This is a genomic window from Bradyrhizobium sp. 2S1, from assembly GCF_011516625.5.
Taxonomy (GTDB): domain Bacteria; phylum Pseudomonadota; class Alphaproteobacteria; order Rhizobiales; family Xanthobacteraceae; genus Bradyrhizobium; species Bradyrhizobium septentrionale.
On the sequence record NZ_CP147717.1, the window covers coordinates 6,671,869 to 6,689,402 of the forward strand.

General features: G+C 65.4%; 15 protein-coding genes and 1 pseudogene. 9 read left to right on the plus strand and 7 right to left on the minus strand.

Going from position 1 to position 17,534, the window contains the following annotated elements:
• The first annotated feature begins 28 nt into the window (after nucleotides 1–28).
• The gene (locus HAP54_RS31385) at nucleotides 29–379 is read left to right on the plus strand and encodes an FmdB family zinc ribbon protein (RefSeq protein WP_166294060.1); all 351 of its coding nucleotides are present in this window, start codon (nucleotides 29–31) and stop codon (nucleotides 377–379) included.
• A 15-nt stretch (nucleotides 380–394) separates the two neighbouring features.
• On the opposite strand, the gene HAP54_RS31390 is transcribed toward HAP54_RS31385, so the two are convergent.
• From HAP54_RS31390 to HAP54_RS31410, 5 genes are all read right to left on the minus strand, one after another.
• Nucleotides 395–1,180, minus strand: coding sequence for an ABC transporter ATP-binding protein (locus HAP54_RS31390; protein WP_166294062.1), 786 nt, complete (start codon nucleotides 1,178–1,180; stop codon nucleotides 395–397).
• The gene (locus tag HAP54_RS31395; RefSeq protein WP_166294064.1) at nucleotides 1,177–1,950 is read right to left on the minus strand and encodes an ABC transporter permease; all 774 of its coding nucleotides are present in this window, start codon (nucleotides 1,948–1,950) and stop codon (nucleotides 1,177–1,179) included. The genes HAP54_RS31390 and HAP54_RS31395 overlap by 4 nt, the downstream gene beginning before the upstream one ends.
• Nucleotides 1,951–2,028: 78 nt before the next feature.
• A complete protein-coding gene (locus HAP54_RS31400) occupies nucleotides 2,029–2,973 on the minus strand; it encodes an ABC transporter substrate-binding protein (protein WP_166294066.1) in 945 nt (314 codons plus the stop codon).
• A gap of 167 nt (nucleotides 2,974–3,140) precedes the next feature.
• Nucleotides 3,141–3,884, minus strand: a complete 744-nt coding sequence (hutC, locus tag HAP54_RS31405; RefSeq protein WP_166294068.1) for a histidine utilization repressor — start codon at nucleotides 3,882–3,884, stop codon at nucleotides 3,141–3,143.
• Nucleotides 3,881–5,239 carry a formimidoylglutamate deiminase gene (locus HAP54_RS31410; RefSeq protein WP_166294070.1) on the minus strand — a complete coding sequence of 453 codons (1,359 nt, stop codon included), beginning with the start codon at nucleotides 5,237–5,239 and terminating at the stop codon, nucleotides 3,881–3,883. Before HAP54_RS31410 ends, hutC begins: the two co-directional genes overlap by 4 nt.
• Nucleotides 5,240–5,324: 85 nt before the next feature.
• Here HAP54_RS31410 and hutI point away from each other — a divergent pair, with 85 nt between their 5' ends.
• The 3 genes and pseudogenes from hutI to hutU form a co-directional block, all read left to right on the plus strand.
• The gene (hutI, locus tag HAP54_RS31415; RefSeq protein ID WP_166294072.1) at nucleotides 5,325–6,539 is read left to right on the plus strand and encodes an imidazolonepropionase; all 1,215 of its coding nucleotides are present in this window, start codon (nucleotides 5,325–5,327) and stop codon (nucleotides 6,537–6,539) included.
• On the plus strand, nucleotides 6,536–8,095 hold the full coding sequence (hutH, locus tag HAP54_RS31420) for a histidine ammonia-lyase (protein ID WP_166294074.1): 1,560 nt from the start codon (nucleotides 6,536–6,538) through the stop codon (nucleotides 8,093–8,095). The genes hutI and hutH overlap by 4 nt, the downstream gene beginning before the upstream one ends.
• A 31-nt stretch (nucleotides 8,096–8,126) precedes the next feature.
• A pseudogene (hutU, locus tag HAP54_RS31425) lies at nucleotides 8,127–9,791 on the plus strand (urocanate hydratase); the annotation flags it as partial.
• A 44-nt stretch (nucleotides 9,792–9,835) separates the two neighbouring features.
• On the opposite strand, the gene HAP54_RS31430 reads toward hutU, so the two are convergent.
• Nucleotides 9,836–11,038, minus strand: a complete 1,203-nt coding sequence (locus HAP54_RS31430) for an ABC transporter substrate-binding protein (RefSeq protein ID WP_414646231.1) — start codon at nucleotides 11,036–11,038, stop codon at nucleotides 9,836–9,838.
• A gap of 47 nt (nucleotides 11,039–11,085) precedes the next feature.
• Nucleotides 11,086–12,225, minus strand: a complete 1,140-nt coding sequence (locus HAP54_RS31435) for an acyl-CoA dehydrogenase family protein (protein ID WP_166294076.1) — start codon at nucleotides 12,223–12,225, stop codon at nucleotides 11,086–11,088.
• 80 nt (nucleotides 12,226–12,305) lie between these two features.
• On the opposite strand from HAP54_RS31435, the gene HAP54_RS31440 reads away from it, so the two are divergent.
• The 5 genes from HAP54_RS31440 to HAP54_RS31460 are packed head-to-tail and all read left to right on the plus strand — an operon-like array spanning nucleotide 12,306 to nucleotide 17,479.
• Nucleotides 12,306–13,172 (plus strand): FadR/GntR family transcriptional regulator, encoded by an 867-nt coding sequence (locus HAP54_RS31440; protein ID WP_166294077.1) that lies wholly within the window; start codon nucleotides 12,306–12,308, stop codon nucleotides 13,170–13,172.
• Nucleotides 13,173–13,229: 57 nt separating this feature from the next.
• Nucleotides 13,230–14,039: an enoyl-CoA hydratase/isomerase family protein gene (locus HAP54_RS31445; protein ID WP_224741708.1), complete on the plus strand. Its 810-nt coding sequence runs from the start codon at nucleotides 13,230–13,232 to the stop codon at nucleotides 14,037–14,039.
• A gap of 8 nt (nucleotides 14,040–14,047) precedes the next feature.
• Nucleotides 14,048–14,545 (plus strand): acyl-CoA dehydrogenase family protein, encoded by a 498-nt coding sequence (locus HAP54_RS31450; RefSeq protein WP_224741707.1) that lies wholly within the window; start codon nucleotides 14,048–14,050, stop codon nucleotides 14,543–14,545.
• Complete coding sequence (locus HAP54_RS31455) at nucleotides 14,470–16,275, plus strand: acyl-CoA dehydrogenase family protein (RefSeq protein ID WP_224741706.1); 1,806 nt, start codon at nucleotides 14,470–14,472, stop codon at nucleotides 16,273–16,275. The genes HAP54_RS31450 and HAP54_RS31455 overlap by 76 nt, the downstream gene beginning before the upstream one ends.
• A gap of 10 nt (nucleotides 16,276–16,285) precedes the next feature.
• The gene (locus HAP54_RS31460; protein ID WP_166294079.1) at nucleotides 16,286–17,479 is read left to right on the plus strand and encodes a CaiB/BaiF CoA transferase family protein; all 1,194 of its coding nucleotides are present in this window, start codon (nucleotides 16,286–16,288) and stop codon (nucleotides 17,477–17,479) included.
• Nucleotides 17,480–17,534 lie beyond the last annotated feature (55 nt).

Below are 17,534 nucleotides of genomic sequence, written 5' to 3' on the forward strand. Positions count from 1 at the left end.
CCTCACACGATTGCGCGAGGATACGGAAATGCCGATCTACGAATATCTCTGCAACGACTGCGGTCCCTTCACCGACATGCGGCCGATGGCCGAATGCGACCTGCCGCAGGACTGTCCGCAATGCGAGACGACGTCGCCGCGCGTGATCCTGACCGCGCCGGCGTTCTTCTGCATGTCCTCGGACAAGCGCAAGGCTCACGCCACCAATGAGCAGAGCCGGCACGCGCCGAAGACGCTCGATCAGTACAAGGCCGCGCACGGCCCGGGCTGCGGCTGCTGCTCGACCACGGGAAAGAAGAAGCCGGCTCGGCTGATGACCAAGACCAAGAGCGGGGCAAAAGGCTTTCCGACCGCGCGTCCCTGGATGATCAGCCACTGACGACGGGGCGGGCCGTCAGGCCTGCTCGGCGACCTTCAAGGCCTCGGTGCGGATCTCCTCGACCAGCCGTTCCTTCAGGGCGACGAATTCCGGCGTGGTCTTGATCTTGTAGGAGCGGGGATGCGGCAGGTCGACCGTAATCTCGGCCTTGATACGGCCGGGACGCGCGCTCATGACGATGACGCGGCTGCCGAGGAAGATCGCTTCCTCGATATCGTGGGTGACGAACAGCACCGTCTTCTGGTCGCGCTCCCAGATGCCGAGCAGCATCTCCTGCATCAATGCCCGCGTCTGGTTGTCGAGCGCGCCGAACGGCTCGTCGAGCAGCAGGATCTTCGGATCATTGGCCAGCGCCCGGGCGATCGCGGTGCGCTGCTGCATGCCGCCCGACAGCTGTTTGGGCCAGTGATTTTCGAAGCCGGATAGTCCGACCCGGCGAATGAAGGCGTCGGCGATCTCGTGGCGCTCCGCCTGTCCAACGCCGCGCTCGCGCAGGCCGAAGGCGATGTTCTCGCGCACGGTCAGCCATGGAAACAGTGTGTAGGACTGAAATACCATGCCGCGATCGGCGCCGGGGCCTGTGACCTCGCGGCCATCGAGCGTGACCCGCCCGCTGGTCGGCCGGTCGAGCCCGGCAATGATCCGGAGCAAGGTGGACTTTCCGCAGCCGGAGGGGCCGAGGATGGTGACGAAATCGTTGTCGCCGACATCGAGCGTCGTCGGCTCGAGCGCCCGGGTCGGCGCGTGGCCGGCGCGGGCGGGGAAGGTTCGCGAGACCTGATCGATCCTGAGCGCGGTCATGCGAGCTTCCACGGGAACAGCCTGGCGTTGAAGGCCTTGAACAGGAAGTCGGAGATCAGGCCGATCAGCCCGATGACGATGATGCCGAAGATGATCTGGCCGGTGTTGAGCAGCGCCTGGCTGTCGGTGATCATGTGCCCGATGCCCGACGACGAGCCGATCAATTCGGCGACGATGACGTAGGTCCAGGCCCAGCCCAGCACCAACCTGAGGATCTCCGCTATCTCGGGGGCTGCGGACGGCAGCAGCACCCGGCGGATGATGCCGCGGTCGCGCGCGCCGAGCGTGTAGGCGGCTTCGACCAGATCGCGCCGCGTGGCGCCGACGGTCACCGCCACCATCAGGATGATCTGAAACACCGCGCCGATGAAGATCACGAGCAGCTTCTGCAACTCGCCGATGCCGGCCCACAGGATCAACAGCGGGATGAAGGCCGACGCCGGCAGATAGCGCGCAAAGGACACGAAAGGTTCGAGGAAGGCTTCGATCGGCTTGTAGGCGCCCATCAGCACGCCGAGCGGCACCGCGATCACGGCGGCAAGGGCAAAGCCGCCGACGACCCGCCAGATCGTCATCCCGATATCGAACAGGAAGCCTTGCTTGGCAAGCAGCTCATAGCCTTCCTGCACCATGGTCAGCGGGTTGGCGAGAAACGTCTTCGATACATGGCCGCCAAACGTCGCCCAGGACCAGAGGGCGACGAACAGCACGAAGAACGCGAGGCCATAGGCCACGCGCTGCTTCGATGTCGTGGGCTCGAGAGGACGCATCACGGTATCCAGGCGAATCTCATGCGCCGGTCCCGCCTGCAGTGCCGCGAGGCGGGGCCGGCCGAAATGATTGTTGCGTTACTTGATGAAGCTTGCGTCGTAGATGTCCTCGACCTTCGGCGCAGCCTTGATGATGCCGACCTCGAGCAGCAGCTCGGCTGCATCTTTGTTGAAGGTGAGGAAGTCGCCGGCGAAGAATTTCTGGTTGGCGGCCTTGTCCTGCCAGCGCAGGTATTTTGCCGAGTTGCCGAACTGCTCGCCGGACTGCTTCACGTCTGCGCCCATGATCTCGTAGGCCTTGGCCTGATCCTTGGCGATCATGTCCAGCGCCTCGAAATAGCTGTCGGCGAGCGCCTGGGCCGCCTTCGGATTGTCGGTCAGGAATTTTGGCGTGCAGCCGAACGTATCCATCACCATCGGATAGTCGAGCGTGGTCGCGATGATCTTGCCCTTGTCGGGCGCCGCGCGCACGGTCGACAGATAAGGCTCGTAGGTCATCGCGGCATCGTTCTGACCGGAGACGAAGGCCTGCGCGGCGGCAGCGGGCTCCAGATTCACCACGGTGACGTCCTTCACGGTGAGGCCGTTCTTCTTGAGCATCCAGGCCAGCGCGAAATAGGGCGAGGTGCCCGGCGCGGAGGCGGCGACGGTCTTGCCCTTCAGGTCCTTGATCGCGGCGACGTCGTTGCGCACCGCCATGCCGTCGGCGCCATAGCTCTTGTCGAGCTGGAAGATCTGCTTGGTCGCGACACCGTTGGCGTTCCAGGAGACCCAGGTCTCGACTGTCGTGGCGGCGCACTGGATGTCGCCCGAGGCGATCGCGAGATGCCGGTCCTTCTGCGGAATCTTCTTCAGCGTCACGTCGAGGCCGTTCTTCTTGAAGATGCCGGCCTCCTTGGCGAGCGTCAGCGGTGCGAAGCCGGTCCATCCGGAGATGCCGACGCCGACCTTGACGTCATCGGCGAACGCGGCGGTGGACACGAGCAAAGCTGCGACTGCGGGCAATAGCTTGACGGAACGCATGATTGTCGACCCCTTGGACGATGGATTGAACCCTGTTGATCTCTTCACGTCAGTGATCTCTTCACGAGAGTGATCTCTTCACGTCAGTCGCGGCGGATTGCCGCATGAAGCATCTTGATGACGGTGGCCCATGATGCATTGCATGAATTATGCCGCGCAAGGCGTCCTCAGCCTCCCTTGAAGCGAGCCACCAGGCGGTGCGTCTCGCCCGGATAATGCAGCCGCACCGCGGTCAGCGTCCGCGCGCTACGCCAGGTGTAGCGGTCGATCACGAGACAGGGCGCGCCGACCGCTATGTCGAGTGCCTCGGCGGTGCGATCGTCAGCAACGACGGCGCTGATTGTATGTTCAGCCTCGGTCCACGGCACATGATGCAGCAGCCACGATCCCGGCGGTTCGCGCGCAAAGTCAGCCGTTGCGGCCTCCGGCACGGTGGTGAGATCGATCAGCCTGTCCTCGACGGCGAACGGCACATTGTCGGCGCTGTGCCGGCAGGCGATCGCGACCACCTTGCCGGCCTGGCTCGCGCCGAGCCTGGCACGATCGGCTGATGTAGCGGTGCGCCGGCGGCAATCGATCAGCTGATAGCCATAGCTGCGCCCGAGCGCGGTGATCTCGGCTCTGATGTCGGCGATCTTGAGTACCGCCGACAGATGCTGCGGACGGCGCACGAAGGAACCGGCACGGCGCCGCCGCTCGATCAGGTCGGCCTGCGCCAGCTCCGACAGCGCCTTGTTCACCGTCATGCGCGAGCAGTGATAGCGCGTCATCAACTGGTGCTCGAAGGGGATGCGGTGACCCGGCGGCCATTCGCCGGTCAGGATCCGTGTCTCGATGTCGAGCCGGATGCGCTTGTAGAGCGTCGGCTTGCTGGCTGCATCGAGGCGGGCCCGATCGGAGGCGAGACTCATGCGACGAGCCTCCGGACGCTTGCATTGAATTGCTCGCGCGCCCTGGCACGCAGCCGGTGCCGTCCGCCCGTGACCACCTTGTCGCCACCGGCCCAGACGCAGTCGATCGCGTCGCCTCCGGCAGCGAACAGCCAGCCGTCGAGAATTGCATCGCCCGACCGTCCGGCGAGCGATGGATGCGCGGTGTCGAGGCTGACGATGTCGGCCCGTGCGCCGGGGATCAGCCCAGTCCTGGTTTGTGCCAGCGCCTGCGCACCGCCTGCGAGCGCGTGATCGAGCAGCGCGCGGCCGGTGGATGCGCCGGGACGCCCGGAGAGCACATTGCGCTCCCGGTGCTTCAGTCGCTGGCCGTACTCAAGCTGACGCAGCTCGTCGGCGACTCCGACCAGCACGTTGGAATCGGTTCCGATGCCGAACCGGCCGCCTGCGGCGAGGAATTCGCGCGCCGAAAAGATGCCGTCGCCGAGACTCGCTTCGGTGGCCGGGCAGAGGCCGGCCACTGCGCCGCAGCGGGCGAGCGCAACGACTTCCTGATCGCCCATGTGGGTCGCGTGAATCAGGCACCAGCGCTGATTGACGGGAGCATGTTCGAGCAGCCATTCCACCGGCCGCCGCCCGGACCAGGCGAGGCAATCCTCGACCTCACGCACCTGCTCGGCAGCGTGGATATGGATTGGATCCGCCTCGGCAAGCGGGATGATCGCTGCGAGTTCATCCGGCGCCACTGCGCGCAGGCTATGCGGCGCGATGCCGATATTGGCGCCGGGCAATTTTCGGATCACCTCGCGCGAGGCTGCCATCAGCGCGGCGAACTGATCGACCGAGCAGATGAAGCGACGCTGCCCGGCATGCGGCGCTGCGCCGCCAAAAGTGCTGTGGGCATAGAAGCTCGGCAGCAGCGTCAGCCCGATGCCGGAGGCCTCAGTGGCTTCCGCAATGCGCACCGCCATCTCCGCGGGATTGGCGTAGGGCGCGCCGTCGCGATCATGATGCAGATAGTGAAACTCGCCGACGCGGGTAAAGCCCCGCTCGAGCATCTCGACATAGAGCAGGGTTGCTACGGCCGCGACGTCGTCCGGCGTCATTGCCAGCGCAAAGCGATACATCGTCTCGCGCCAGGTCCAGAACGTATCGGTGGTGTCGCCGCGCAGCTCGGCGAGGCCGGCCATGCCGCGCTGAAAGGCGTGGCTGTGCAGGCTTGCCAATCCCGGAACGGCCAGCTGGTGCCGTTCATCGCCGGCGGCTGGCGCCACGCCTGCCGTCACCGAGGCGATCGTGCCGCTAGCGACGGCGACCTGCACGTCACTGGCCCAGCCCGAAGGCAGCAGCGCGAATGCGAAATGCAGTCGTGTCATTTTTCCACGCCGGCTGGACAGAACCGGCACACGATTATATGTCTAGACATATAAGTCAAGCATCCCACCTCAAGGGGACGATCGCATGGCAGAGCGTTTCGACCGTATCTGGCACAACGCCCGGCTCGCCACGATGCGCGGCGATCGCGCCGATCTCGGCGAGGTCGAGCGGGGCCTGATCGCGGCGCGCAACGGCCGCATCGTCTATGCCGGCGCGCAATCGGATTTTCCTGTGGACGCGGATGCCAGCGAGCGGATCGATTGCGGCGGCCGCTGGATCATGCCCGGGCTGGTCGATTGCCACACCCATCTCGTCTTTGGCGGCAACCGCGCGCACGAGTTTGAGCTTCGCCTGAAGGGCGCAAGCTATGAGGAGATCGCGCGCGCCGGCGGCGGCATCGTCTCGACCGTTGCCGCAACGCGCCGCGCGACCGAGGCCGAGCTTGTCGCCGGCGCACTTCCGCGGCTCGACGCGCTGATCGGCGAGGGCGCAACCACCGTCGAGATCAAGTCCGGCTATGGCCTTAATGCCGAGACCGAGATGCGGCAGCTGGCCGCCGCACGCAGCCTCGGCCAGCTGCGGCAGGTTGCGATCCGCACATCCTTCCTCGGTGCGCATGCGCTGCCGCCCGAAGCCGACGGCGACAAGGATCGCTACATCGATCTGGTCTGCAACGAGATGCTGCCGGCCGTGGCCAAGGCCGGTCTTGCCGATGCCGTTGATGGCTTCATGGAAGGCATCGCATTTTCCGGAGAGCAGACGGCGCGGGTGTTCGAGGCGGCGCGTGCGCTCGGACTGCCTGTGAAGCTGCATGCGGATCAGCTGTCAAATCTTGGCGGTGCAGCGCTCGCCGCAAGATTCTCCGCGCTGTCGGCCGACCATCTGGAGCACACCGATGAAGCCGGTGCCGCCGCGATGGCAAAGGCGGGGACCGTCGCGGTCTTGCTGCCCGGCGCGTTCTATTTCATTCGTGAGACACAGAAGCCGCCGGTCGAGCTGTTCCGCGCCCACGGCGTGCACATGGCGCTGGCGACCGACTGCAATCCGGGCAGTTCGCCGCTCACCTCGCTGTTGCTCGCGATGAACATGGGCGCAACGCTGTTCCGGATGACGGTCGCCGAATGCCTCGCCGGCGTGACGCGGGAAGGAGCGCGCGCGCTCGGCATGCTCGCCGAGACCGGCACGCTCGAAGCCGGCAAATGGTGCGATCTCGCGATCTGGGACAGCGAGCGCCCGGCCGAACTGGTCTACCGCATTGGCTTCAACCCGCTGCACAGCCGGGTGTGGAGGGGGCAATGAACGATCGCGATGCGCCTGTCGTCGTGACACCCGGAACCGTCGGCCTGGACGTGCTGGCGCGAGTGCTTGCGGGCGCGACCATCGTGCTCGATCCGTCGTGTTGGCCGCGCGTCGAGGCGGCTGCGGAGATCGTGGCGAAGGCCGCGCGTATCGATGTTCCCGTCTACGGCATCAATACCGGCTTCGGGAAGCTGGCGTCGACGCGCATCGCGCCTGATCAAACAGCACTGCTTCAGCGCAACCTCATCCTGTCGCATTGCTGCGGGGTCGGGCCAGCGACGCCCGAGCCGATCGTCCGCCTGATGATGGCGCTGAAAGTGATCTCGCTCGGCCGCGGCGCGTCCGGCGTGCGCCGCGATGTCATCGAGCAGTTGCAGGGCATGCTGGCGCGCGGCGTTGATCCGCTGGTGCCGCAGCAGGGCTCGGTCGGCGCCTCCGGGGATCTGGCGCCGCTCGCCCATATGACCGCCGTCATGATCGGCGAGGGACAGGCAATTCTTGACGGCAAGGTCGTGCCGGGCGGCGAAGCGCTCGCGGCTGCCGGCCTCGCGCCGTTGACGCTTGGCCCCAAGGAGGGGCTCGCGCTGATCAACGGCACGCAGTTTTCGACCGCCTATGCCATTTCCGGAGTGCTGCGCGCGCATCGTCTGGCGTGTGCTGCGCTGGTGACCGGTGCGCTGTCGGTTGATGCGGCGATGGCCTCCACGGTGCCGTTCCGCCCCGAAATCCAGGCATTGCGCGGCCATGACGGGCAGATCGCCGCCGCTGCGACCTTGACCGCATTGCTCGACGGCAGCGACATCAGGCAATCGCATCTCGAAGGCGACGAACGGGTGCAGGACCCTTACTGCCTGCGCTGCCAGCCGCAGGTCGCGGGCGCCGTGCTCGATCTGCTCGCGCAAGCCGCGCGGGGGCTGACCATTGAGGCCAATGCCGTCACCGACAATCCGCTGGTCCTGGTTGAGACCGGCGAGATCGTCTCGGGTGGCAATTTTCACGCCGAGCCGGTGGCGTTCGCCGCCGACCAGATTGCGCTCGCACTGGCGGAGATCGGCGCGACCAGCGAGCGTCGGATCGCGACGCTCGTCGACCCCGCCCTGAACTTTGGCCTGCCGCCGTTCCTGACGCCCGAACCCGGCATCAATTCGGGGTTCATGATCGCCGAGGTGACGGCGGCCGCGCTCTATGCCGAGAACAAGCAGCGTGCATTGCCATGCTCGATCGACTCCACGCCGACCAGTGCCAATCAGGAGGATCACGTCTCGATGGCCGCGCATGCCGCGCGCCGGCTGTCCGACATGGCTGACAACCTTGCCGCCATCCTCGGCATCGAGCTCCTGGTCGCCGCGCAAGGCATCACGCTACGCGCGCCACATTCGACAAGCGCGCCGCTCGCTGCCGTCATCGCCGCGTTGCGCGAGCACGTTCCGGCGCTCGCTGCTGATCGCTACATGGCCGACGATCTCGCCAAGGCTGCGGCGCTGATCGAGGCCGACGCACTACCGGCTGCCGCGATCGCCGCCCTTTCAGCCGATCCGTTTCCAAGACTCGCTTAGAAGACTTGCGTAGCCGACAGGAACATCCGTCATGAACCGCCGATTGGACAACGAACGCATCATCCGTGCTCCCCGTGGCACCGACATCAGCGCCAAGAGCTGGCTGACGGAAGCACCGCTGCGCATGCTGATGAACAATCTGGATCCAGATGTCGCCGAGCGTCCGAGCGAGCTTGTGGTCTATGGCGGCATCGGGCGTGCGGCGCGCGACTGGGAGAGTTTTGATCGGATTGCCGCCTCGTTGCGCAAGCTCGAAGGCGACCAGACGCTCCTTGTGCAATCCGGCAAGCCGGTCGGGATTTTCCGCACCCATGCGGATGCGCCGCGCGTCCTGATCGCGAACTCGAACCTGGTGCCGCATTGGGCAACGCTCGATCATTTCAACGAGCTCGACCGGCAAGGCCTGATGATGTTCGGCCAGATGACGGCGGGCTCGTGGATCTATATCGGCAGCCAGGGCATCGTGCAGGGGACCTATGAGACGTTCGTCGAGGTGGGGCGCCGGCATTATGGCGGCAGTCTCGCCGGCAAATGGATCCTCACGGCGGGCCTCGGCGGCATGGGCGGCGCGCAGCCGCTGGCCGCGACGATGGCGGGCGCCTCGATGCTAGCGGTGGAATGCCAGCCGAGCCGCATTGAGATGCGGCTGCGCACGGGTTACCTCGACCGCCAGGCGACGACGCTCGATGAAGCGCTGGCGATCATCGCCGAGGCGGCCAAGAGCCAAAGGCCGGTTTCGGTCGGCCTGCTCGGCAATGCGGCCGAGATCTTTCCGGAACTGGTGCGCCGCGGCGTGCGTCCGGACATCGTGACCGACCAGACCAGCGCGCATGATCCGATCAACGGCTACTTGCCGAAGGGGTGGACGCTCGCCGAGTGGGAAGCCAGGCGCGCGGCTGACCCGAAGGCGGTGGAAAGCGCAGCCAAGGCCTCGATGGTCGATCACGTCCAGGCCATGCTGGATTTCCACGCGCAGGGAATCCCGACGCTCGACTACGGCAACAACATCCGCCAGATGGCGAAGGACATGGGCCTGAAGGCGGCGTTCGATTTTCCGGGCTTCGTTCCCGCCTATATCCGTCCGGTGTTTTGCCGTGGCGTGGGACCGTTCCGCTGGGCGGCGCTATCGGGCGATCCCGAGGACATCTTCAAGACCGATGCCAAGGTCAAGGAGCTGATGCCCAACGACAGCCATCTGCACAACTGGCTCGACATGGCAAAGGCGCGCATCAAGTTTCAGGGGCTGCCGGCGCGGATTTGCTGGGTCGGTCTCGGCGACCGCCATCGTCTCGGCCTTGCCTTCAACGAGATGGTGGCGCGCGGCGAGCTCAAGGCGCCGATCGTGATCGGCCGCGATCATCTCGACAGCGGATCGGTGGCGAGCCCAAACCGCGAGACCGAGGCGATGCGCGATGGCTCCGACGCAGTGTCCGATTGGCCGCTGCTCAATGCGCTGCTCAACTGTGCGAGCGGCGCCACTTGGGTGTCGCTGCATCATGGCGGCGGCGTCGGCATCGGCTATTCGCAGCACGCCGGCATGGTGATCGTTGCCGACGGCACGCCGGAGGCGGCACGCCGGCTCGAACGCGTACTGTGGAACGATCCGGCCACGGGCGTCATGCGTCACGCCGACGCCGGTTATGAGACCGCAGTCGAATGCGCCCGTGCCAATGGGCTTGATCTGCCGAGCTTGGCGCCTGAGGTGACGTTGGCGAGAAGCGGGGTTTCTCGCCAAGCGTTTCAATCCGCCGAGAGCGGCTCGCCGGTCAGCGACCAGCTTTCGCCGTCGAATGTCGCAATCCGCAGCGTTCGGAACGGCGTGTAGTCGCCGGGCCGGGTGCTGATCGAGATGCCCGGCAGCATCATCGGCAGTCGTTCCCCGTTCAGCGACGTCGCCTCCTTGATCAGGTTCTCGCGGGTCAATTGATCGCCGCACTTGCGCAATGCCAACTCCACGGCATGCACGTTCACGTCGGCGACCAGCACGGAATAATCGTCCGGATTGGCCGAGGGGGCGTATTTCTTCAAGAAATCCTTGTAGGCGTTGACCTCGTCGTCCTTGGCCCAGGCCGGATCGCCCGGCTGCTTGAGGAATTGCGTGGTCACCAATCCCTTTGAGGCTTCGAGGCCAGCCGGCTTCAGGATGGTGTCCACCGACGCCGTCGAGCCGCCGATCACGTGCAGGGGTTTCCAGCCGAGCTCATAGACCTTGCGGATCGATTGCGCGGCGGCTTTCGACGACGACTGCTCGATCAGTGTGTCGACGCCCGCGGCCTTGAGCTGGACGATCTGCGAGTCGATCGTCGGGTCGGCGAGTTCGTACGAGGCCTGGGCAACGATCAACTCGGCCTTGGGGCCGAGGCCGGCGCGGAGGCCCTTGAGGTAATCCTTGCCGTAGTCGTCATTCTGGTAAAGCACGCCGATCCTGGCCTCGGGCTTTGCCGCCAATATGTACTTGGCGACGACGCGGCCTTCGGTTTCGAAGTCCGGATAGAGCGGGATCGTCCACGGGAACGCCTTGGGATCGTTGAAGCGGCGTCCGCCGGCGGTGATGAAGAGCTGCGGCACCTGCTTGCCGTTCAGGTATTTCTGGATCGCGACGTTGGGCGCCGTGCCGATCGTACCGACTTCGGCCAATACGCCGACGTCCTCGATCAGCTTGCGCGATTGCTCCACCGCCTTCGGCGCGCTGTACGCATTGTCGAGCTGCGTGAAGTTGATCTTGCGACCGTTGATGCCGCCGTTCGCGTTCAGCATCTCGAAATAGCCGACCACCGCGCGCCCGGCGCCTGCGCCGAAAGCAGAGGCGGGGCCGCTCAGCGGCGTCGACTGACCAAGCTTGATCTCGGTGTCGCTGGCGCCGGGACCATAGGCCTTCTGCGCGTCGGCAGGCGCCGCCAGCAGGGCGCACAGCGCCACGGCCGCCAGCGCCCGGTTGATGATGGGGTTCAAGGTCGTTCCTCCCTGTAATTCGTTTCTTGTTGAAATCGCTAGCGCAGCAACTCGCGGGCGATCACCACGCGCTGGATCTGGTTGGTGCCTTCAAAAATCTGGGTGAGCTTGGCGTCGCGCATCATGCGCTCGACCGGGTAGTCCATCGTGTAGCCGTAGCCGCCGAAGATTTGGACGGCGTCGGTCGTCACCTTCATGGCCATGTCGCTGCCGACGCATTTGGCCATGCTGGCGAGCACATTGAGGCGCTTCCAGTCGCCGGCATCGCCGGCGCGGGCGCATTCATAGACCAGCGCGCGGGCAGCCTCGATCTGCATCGCCATGTCGGCGAGCATGAACTGCACGCCCTGGAATTCGGAGATTGGCTTTTTGAACTGCTTGCGCTCCTTGGCGTAGGCGATGCAGGCATCGAGCGCGCCCTGCGCAAGGCCGACCGACTGGGCGCCGATGGTTGGTCGATTGAGGTCGAGCGCGCGCATCGACGCGCGAAAACCCTTGCCTTCCTCGCCGACGAGATTCTCGGCGGGAACCCGGACATTGTCGAAGAAGATCGGCGTGTTGGGGGCGCCGCGAAAGCCCATCTTGCGCTCGTGCCGTCCGAACGAGATGCCCGGCATCTTTTTCGGTTCGACGATGAAGGCACTGATGCCATCAGCGCCGGCGCCGTCACTGGTCCGCGCCATCACCACGATATAGTCGGCGACGACGCCGTAGCTGCACCATTGCTTGCGGCTGTTCAGGACATAGCTGTCGCCGTCCTTCCGGGCGCGGGTGCTGAGTGCGGCGACATCGGAGCCGGCCTGCGGCTCGGAGATTGCAATCGCCGTGACGACGCCGCCCTCGGCGATGATCGGCAGATATTTCCGGAGCTGCTCCTCCGAGCCGAAATGCAGCAGCGGCATGATGAACATGGTGTTGAGTGCCGCGATCGATGCGCAGGCAGGGGAGACCTTCGAGATCTCCTCCCGCGCGATGCAGGCCATGGTCAAATTGCCGTTCGGGCCGCCGTAGCGCTCCGGCACCCAGAGCTGCATCAGTCCCATCTCGCCGAACAGCTTGACCAGCTCGAGCGGGAAGCGGTCGGTCTCGTCGATCTCGGCGGCGATCGGCGCCACATGCCTGGCGACCATCCTGCGCACGTTGTCGCGGAATGCGACCTGCTCCTCGGAAAAATTCATGCGGCTCCCCGTCTGTTTTCTTCGCCGGAAGCCAAAAAGGGGCTTCCATTGAATGGGTGATCCATTTAATAATTCACCGCATGAGCACCAAGTCAAGCCCTCGCGCTCCGCAGCGCCCTCGTGCCGCCTCGCCGAACCGGCGGGAGCGGGCCACAGATCTTCGTGCGGCCGGTTCCGCGGCCGCGCCGACCTTCAAGCCGATCCACACAAGGCGGACGTTCGAGGAAATCTGCGAGCGCATCCGCGAGCAGCTGGCACTCGGCGTGCTGAAGCCCGGCGACAAGTTGCCGGCCGAGCGTGAGTTGGCGCAACAGCTCGGCGTCAGCCGGAATGTGCTGCGCGAAGCGCTGCGCAGCCTCGAGATGGCCGGCGTGCTGCGGCTGCTGAAGGGCGTCAAGGGCGGCGCCTTTATCCAGCAGGGCGATACCCGCCGCATGAACGAGGTCATGCGGGACATGCTGAGCCTCGGTACGATCTCGGTGCGGGAATTATCGGAGGCGCGGGTCCATGTGCTCGACCTCGTGGTGCAGCTGGCCTGCGCCAATGCGCGGCGGGCCGATCTCGACGCGCTCGAAGCCAATATTGAGCGGACGGAGCTCGCTACGAAGGAGGGCCGGCTGCTCGATCGGGTCGAGTGTTCGCGCGAGTTCTACAAGCTGCTGGCGGCGTCGACCGGCAACAAGGTGATCGCGATGATCGTGGATTCCGTCACCGAGATCCACATGCGCTTCGTCTATGCCAAGGTCGCCTCGAGCGGGGTTGCGATGGCGCGGCTGGCAGAGAAGCGGCGGCAATTCCTGGCGGCGCTGAGCGAGCGCGACGTGGCGCTGGCAAGCCGGCTGCTGCGGTCGCACCTGGAATCCGTGCAGCGCATGCTGGAGCAGGATCCCGGGGCCATGTCGCTTCACGTCGCATTGGCTGACGTGCAGCCGGGGATGCGCCGGTAGCGCGCCGGGCCGGCAGAATAAATCAACGCTCAAACAGCAATAACAAGGGAGGCAAACGTGTCCAATTACGCCAAATATGAATGTCTGACGGTCGAGGTTTCGGACAAGGTCGCGACCGTGACCTTGAACCGTCCGCAGGCGCGCAATGCCATCAATCAGAAGCTGATCCGCGAATTGCGGACGATCTGGGACGACCTCGCCGACGACCACGCCGTCAATGCCGTGGTGCTGACCGGCGCCGGCGACTTCTTCAGCGTCGGCGGCGACGTGAAGGCGATGTCGGAGCGTCCGGGCGGCGACGTGCTGGAAGAAGGCGAGGTGCACGATCCCATGATCAGCCGGCGCGGCGTCACCCGTCAGCTCGAGCTCGACAAGCCGATCATCGCCGCGATCAACGGCGACGCCATCGGACTCGCGGCGACCCACGCGCTGCTCTGCGACATCACCGTGATGGCCGAGGACGCCCGGATCGGCGACACCCACGTGTCCCGCGTCGGCCTGGTCGCGGGCGACGGCGGCACCGTGATCTGGCCGCTGCTGATCGGCATCAACAAGGCCAAGGAATTTTTGATCCGCGGCACGCTGCTGAAGGGCAAGGAGGCGGAGCGGATCGGGCTCGTCAATCACGTCGCGCCGCGCGCCGAGGTGCTGGCCAAGGCTCGCGAGATCGCGGTCGAGCTTGCGAACGGCCCGACCTGGGCCATCCGCTGGACCAAGCTGTCGATCAACCAGATCGTCAAGGAGCGCGTCAATATGCTGCTGGAGGCCTCGATGGCGCTCGAGCAGGTGACATTCGAGACCGCGGACCACAAGGAAGCGACCATGTCGTTCAAGGAGAAGCGCAAGCCCAGGTACGGCCAGGCATAGGCTGGGCGATGGTCGCGACCGAACTGTCGGGAGACGACGTCACAGGGATGCTGCGTGACTCCTTGCGTGGCTTCCTGGATGAGCATTGGCGCACACGTGGCCAGGCTGCCTCTGCCTCACCGGAGGAAGTCGCGGCGATCTGGCGCCGGCTCGTCGGGCAGGGGGTAGCCACGCTCGGTACGGAGGGTGGCGAAGGCGGGCTCGCCGAAATTCTCGTTGTCATGGCGGAGCTCGGCCGCGCCGGATGTCCGGCGCCGATGTGGTCCGTGGCGTTGGCCAATCTTGCGGTCTCCGGGTCGCAGATCGCTGCTGCCGCTGATTTGCTGAAGCGGCTGCATTCCGGCAAGGCGATTGTTGCCTTCTCATTCGCCGCGCTGGATCCGATCCCGGCGCGGGCTCGATCCAGGTTGCGGGCCTCAACGCAACAGGAGTGCTCCGCTTCGTCGAGGCTGCGGCAAGCGCGACGCATCTCCTGGTCGCTCTCGATCAGTCTCGTTTTGCGCTGATCGACCTCGGCGCTCCCGGCGTCGCGTGCGTCGCGACCCGGGCGATGGGCGCGTCAGCGCTCTACGAGATCAGGCTGAGCGCTGCGCCGGCCACGCTGATTCCGCTCGGTCCGGTCGATGCCGGCGATCTCCGCCGCAAGGGCAAGACGGCGTTGATCGCGCGCGCTTATGGTGCCGCCCGGCGCGCGTTCGATCTGGCGGTGGACTATGCCAAGGAAAGGCATCAGTTCGGGCAACCGATCGGAAAATTCCAGGCCATTCAGCACAAGCTGGCAAACGGCCTGATCGCGCTCGAGGGCGTCAGGTTGATCCTGGAGCATACCGCCAGATTGCATGATGCTGGTGACGACGACTGGCGTTACTTCGCCGACTGCGCATCGGCATTCTCGGGCGAGGCGCTGCGGCGGGTTTCGCTGGAGACCCAGCATATTTTCGGTGCGATCGGCTATGCCGAGGAGCACGAGGCGCCGGCCCATTTCAAGCGGGTGCACCTCGATACGATCGCGCTTGGCGGCGCGACGGATGCGAAACGCCGACTGGCGGCGCGGCTGCTGGACGCGGGCGGCGCGGGGCTGCCGCAATACGACCTCGGGCCGGCCGGCAATGCGTTGCGCGAGCAAGTCCGGCTTTGGCTCGAGCAGAACTGGTCCGGAAGCCGGAAGGACGCGTTCGACCAGAGGCCATTCGCCAAGCGCGAGTTCGATGCAAGCTTCGCCCGCGACATCGGTGCGACCGGGTGGATCGGCCTCGGATGGCCGCAAGAATTCGGCGGCCAGGCGCGCTCTCCGCTGGAGCAGATCGCCTTCATGGAGACGATGGAGCGAGGCGAGGCACCGCGGATCGGCGCGGCGATCCAGGCCAACGCGCTGATGATGTTCGGCACGCCGGAGCAGCAGCAAAAATACCTTCCGGAAATCCTGCGCGGCGAAGCCATGCACGGCATGGGTTACAGCGAGCCGCAGGCTGGTTCCGATCTTGCCGCGCTGCGTACCAGCGCTGTCAGGGACGGCGGCCAGTGGGTGATCAACGGCCAGAAGATCTGGACCACCACCTGGTGGGGAAAATACATGTTCCTCGCCGCGCGCACCGACAAGGACGCCAAACCGCCGCACGCCGGGATCAGCATGTTCATCGTTCCGATGGATGCGCCGGGCATCACGATCCGTCCGTCGGTTACGATGTATGACGGCACGTTCGCCAACATCTTCTACGACGATGTTCGCATTCCCGCCGAGAACCTGGTTGGCGAGGTCAATGGCGGCTGGAAGGTGCTGACCGGCGCGCTGGCCTTCGAGCGGGGGCTGGTCGGTGGCGGCATTGTGCTGAAGGTCGCGCATGCCTTCGAGCAGCTGCGTGCGCATGTCATCGGCGATCGGTCCCTGGCTGATGACCCGATCGTCCGCGACAGGATCGCGACTTTGGCGTCCGAAATCGAGATCGGTCGTCTCTTGATGATGCATTGCGCCGAGCTCGCCGCCTACGGCGTGACGCCACCGGAATATGGCGCGATCAGCAAGGTGTTCTCCGGTGAGCTGATGGAACGCTTCGGCGAGGCCGCGCTCGACATTCTCGGCATGCGCGCCGCGCTGTCCGAGCAGATGCCGGGTGCAATCGACAATGGCCGCTTCGAGCAAAACCTACGGCATTCGCTGATGTGGGTGATCAGCGTCGGGACCAACGAAATTCAGCGCAGCCTGATCGCGCAGCGCGCGCTCGGACTGCCGAGGTAGGAGAAGTCGGATGCAGAAGGATGGCGACAGGGCGCCGCTTGCCGGTGTGCGGGTGCTGGATTTTTCCATCATGGTGGCGGGGCCCTATTGCGCGCGGCTGCTGGCCGACGTCGGCGCCGAAGTCATCAAGATCGAGCCGCCGGAAGGCGACGACATGCGGTTGCGGACGCCGCTGCGCGAAGGCCACAGCACCTATTTCGGCCAGCTCAATGCCGGCAAGCGCAGCCTGGCACTGGACTTGAAGAACGCCGATGCGATCAAGCTCGTGCATCGCATGGTCGCGGAGACGGACATCGTCGTCGAGAATTTCCGTCCGGGGGTCATGGACCGCCTCGGTCTTGGCTACGAGGCGCTTTGCGAGATCAACCCGCGGCTGATCTATTGCTCGATCTCGGGATATGGCCAGACAGGCCCCGCTGCCGAGCGTGCGGCCTACGCCATGATCGTGCATGCCGAAAGCGGATTTGATACCTCGCTGATGCGCTACGCCGGTGACCGGGAGCGACCGGCTGCCGGGGCGATCTTTGTCGCCGATATCCTCGGCGGCATTTTCGGCTATTCCGCGATCCAGACCGCGATGGTCCAGCGTGCGCGCACAGGCAAAGGTCAGCGCGTCGACGTGGCGTTGATGGATTGCATGCTGAACCTCTTGGTCTACGAGCTTCAGGAGGCGCAATTCCCGATCCACTCGCCGCGGCCGACCTATGGCCCCGTGCGCACGCGCGATGGCGATATCCTGATCGCCCCGGTCACGCCGCGCAACTTTGCGGCGCTGTGCGAGGTGACAGGGCAGGATGAGCTGGCGAACGACCCGCGCTTTGCGAGCATTCCGGCGCGCGGCGCCAACTGGACCGCCATGATGCAGGTGATCGAGCAATGGACCGAGCGCCACACCGTCGCCGAATGCATTGCGGCGCTGGACCGCGCCGGCGTTCCCTGCGCCGAATATCGCGCACCTGGCGCGGCGCTGAGCGATCCTCATTTGCGCCAGCGCGGTGTGTTCGGGACGGTTGGGGACGGCGCCGGCGAATTCGTCGGCGTCAATGCGCCGTGGCAGATGTCGGGGGCTGATACGCCGATCGGGCGTCAGGTTCCCGGTATCGGTGCGCAGCGGGACGATGTGCTGTCGCGGCTTCTTGGATTATCGCCCGACGCAATCGCGGCACTCGCTGCCGCCGGCACGTTTGGAAGGGCGCCGGCCTAGCATGATCCGGAAAAGTGCGAAGCGGTTTTCCGAAAAGATCATGCTCAAACAACGG